We start from the raw sequence: 2,577 nt of genomic DNA on the forward strand, positions 1-2,577 counted from the left end.
CGGGGACGCAGACTCAACAGGGGAAGCGGACACAACCGGGGATGCTCGGGAGGGGCTTGGCTCGGCGGATGCTGACCCGACATCCGACTCAGCCGACGGGAAACTCGTGCTCGTGGGCACACCGATCGGCAACCTCGGCGATGCCAGTCATCGTATGCAGCGCGCCATCGCGTCGGCCGACGTCATCGCAGCCGAGGACACTCGCCGGTTCCTGTCGCTGACACAGCGCCTGGAGCTGGCGCACACCAAACGTGTCATCAGCGTCTTCGACCACAACGAGCAGTCCCGCGCGCCCGAACTCGTCGAACTCATCCGCTCCGGCCAGACCGTCGTCCTCCTCAGCGATGCGGGAATGCCCGCCGTGTCCGACCCCGGGTACCGCGTCGTCAAGGCCTGCGCCGAGGCCGGACTGCCCGTCACTTCCACGCCCGGTCCCTCTGCCGTGCTCATGGCGCTCGCGGTCTCAGGACTGCCCAGCGACCGATTCAGCTTCGAGGGTTTCCTGCCGCGCAAGTCCGGGGCACGCAAGAACCTCCTCGAGGAGCTGCGCGGGGAGAAGCGAACCATGGTGTTCTTCGAAAGCCCCCACCGCATCGCCGACACGATGGGCGACTTCCTGGAGATCATCGGACCGGACCGGGCGATGAGCATCAGTCGCGAACTGACGAAAACTTATGAGGAGACGCTGCGGGGCACCGTGTCCTCGCTGCAAGAGCAGGCAGCTGGCGGACTGCGTGGTGAGCTGACCCTCGTGCTCGCCGGAGCCACTGCAGTGGAGACTGCCCCGGAGGACCACCTCGGCGCCGTCGGGGAGCTCGTGGAGTCCGGTGTGCGGGCGAAGGACGCTGCGGGGCAGGTCGCGAAGCAGTTCGGTCTGTCCAAACGTGAGGTCTACGAAGCCTGGCTGCACCGGGAGTGAGGTTCAAGCGGATTCTCGCGCCGAGGCACACCTGCCGCTGAGTCGCGCGTATCGGCGTGTGGATTGGTTGGGGTTCGATCGAGGTTTCAGAGCTCGACTTTGAAGCAGGGCTCTGAAACTTCGATCGGTCCCCACCGCAGGACGCATCGTCGACTGGGCGCAGACTCTCCACACGATCCGCACGAAATCAGCTCAGCTGAGCCTCGTCGGTGCGCCAAGTGAGCCTGCGCCATATGACCGAATCGGCGATTCACTCGGCCGCGACCGGTTGTGGATCCTTTGGTGACTCGTGTGCGATCGGCCTGGGGATGGGCCTGCGTGATCCACAGGCCGGTCTTGAGCACTGGTCATAGATCTGGTGAGGGCACCAGTGTGTTGGCATGTACAACGTCGTCCACTTCCAGGACCTCAGAGCAGCAGGTGCTGCCACCACCGAAATCAGCAGTGCGCTGGGCTGCTGCCTGTTGAAGCTCGATCGCGGTGTCTACTCGGTGATACGGCGGTGCAAGGTCGCCTCCCACCGAAGGTTCACCAGATTCGCCATCGATGCGGCATGGATGGAATATCACGAGACTGGACGGCACCGGGAGCATTCCCAGCAGAGGAAGTATCGGGAGCATCTCGACCGGCTTCGGGTACTCCACTATCCTCATTACCGGCCTGGCGACGTGGTCTGGGGTGTGTCGGCGGCAAAGCTCCACAAACTGGGATTGTTCGGCGTGCCGGCTCAGCCAGTCAACGTCGCTCATCCTGTGTCCAGTTCCCGAACCGGTTCTGTGACCAGGCGGCGCATATCGGTGTGTGAAGAGGACATCAGTGAAGTCGATGGAATCAGAGTCACTACACCAGAAAAAACCGCACTGGCACTGATTACGGTATTGGGGCCGGTGGCCGGGTTCGCCGCAATGGAACAAGTGCTACGACGATCCATGCTCGGTACCGATGAAGAGGCGATCTTCAAGATGGGCTATCCGCCTGGGACCATGTCCCTGGTGTCCGATGCCGTCGAGGGGTTGTTCGGCCCGCCGATGTCTCGCATGCTTCGAGGCGCAAAGAACGCGCAGAAGCTCACCGCGCTGATCACTCCGCTTTCGGAAAGCTACGCCGAGAGTCGGGCATCATTCAATCTGCATCTGCTCGGTCTGCATGACTTTGTGCAGCAGTTCGATGTAAAAGAGGGGTATCGGACCTTGACTCGATTGGATTTCCTCTTCGAGGACTGTGGAGTTGCTCTGTACGTAGACGGAACTCAGAAGTATGTGAATGGAGGTTTCGACGTTATGAACAAGGAGAGTCGGCAGCACAATCGACTGCTGTCGTTGGGATACAAAGTGATCCGGTTCAAGTTCGGCGAGGTGATGAATGTCGCGACATTCTCCATGAAGCTGTTCGACCAAGCACCTGAGTTGAAGCAGCAGTGCGCGAAGAAGCTGATGCTGTGAGGCGAAGAGGACCTGCGGCGGGCGGAACCGGTCGGCCCATGAAGTGCCCTTTGCGAAAGGCTCAGTGTTGAGTGGCGCGTAGCGCTTGTTGGGGACCGATCGAAGTTTGAGGGCTCATGTTCAAAGTGGAGCTATAGAACTTCGATCGATCCATTTCTCCCCGCACCCCACTCCCACGGACCCTTGCGCGCCTGCGGACTGGCGTCCCTTAGACTG

General features: G+C 61.4%; 2 protein-coding genes. Both read left to right on the forward strand.

Going from position 1 to position 2,577, the window contains the following annotated elements:
• Nucleotides 1-919: 16S rRNA (cytidine(1402)-2'-O)-methyltransferase (gene rsmI / locus L0G76_RS15580; RefSeq protein ID WP_487247013.1), on the forward strand; the 919-nt coding region annotated here is incomplete at its 5' end.
• A 380-nt stretch (nucleotides 920-1,299) separates the two neighbouring features.
• Nucleotides 1,300-2,361 carry a type IV toxin-antitoxin system AbiEi family antitoxin gene (locus tag L0G76_RS15585; protein ID WP_304358045.1) on the forward strand — a complete coding sequence of 354 codons (1,062 nt, stop codon included), beginning with the start codon at nucleotides 1,300-1,302 and terminating at the stop codon, nucleotides 2,359-2,361.
• Nucleotides 2,362-2,577: the final 216 nt, after the last annotated feature.

Origin of the sequence: Brevibacterium picturae (assembly GCF_030453725.1) — a bacterium.
Classification (GTDB): domain Bacteria; phylum Actinomycetota; class Actinomycetes; order Actinomycetales; family Brevibacteriaceae; genus Brevibacterium; species Brevibacterium sandarakinum_A.

Bases quoted from the DNA above. Each gene is read 5' to 3' on its own strand.
- L0G76_RS15585 (WP_304358045.1), top strand. From the start codon at position 1,300: ATGTACAACGTCGTCCACTTCCAGGACCTCAGAGCAGCAGGTGCTGCC.